Origin of the sequence: Pseudoalteromonas aliena, from assembly GCF_038155085.1 — a bacterium.
Lineage (GTDB): Bacteria > Pseudomonadota > Gammaproteobacteria > Enterobacterales > Alteromonadaceae > Pseudoalteromonas > Pseudoalteromonas aliena_A.
The window spans coordinates 1-260 of sequence record NZ_JBAKAU010000063.1 but is presented as its reverse complement, the minus strand read 5'-3'; the positions used below and the strand labels follow the sequence as shown (position 1 = coordinate 260).

Annotated in this window: 1 pseudogene; it reads left to right on the top strand. The window is 36.9% G+C overall.

The window, feature by feature from the left end:
* Positions 1-60: 60 nt before the first annotated feature.
* Positions 61-260, top strand: a pseudogene (locus V6260_RS18555) (YggS family pyridoxal phosphate-dependent enzyme); the annotation flags it as partial.

Here is a 260-nt window from a genome sequence, read left to right as displayed (position 1 = left end):
AATGTAAATCGGATGCTTTGTGTTGCACACTAAACGCCAATAATTCTGTAATATCCATTTATGACTCCACAACTAACTGATAAATATATCGTTACAATAGCAGAACGACTCACATCCGCCTATGTGAGAATTATAAAAGCTGCAAAAAATGCACAAAGAAATAGCAACGAAATAACTTTATTTGCAGTATCAAAAACCAAACCTTGTGAAGATATCATTACCGCCTACGAGCTTGGCCAGCGCCAATTTGGCGAGTCATA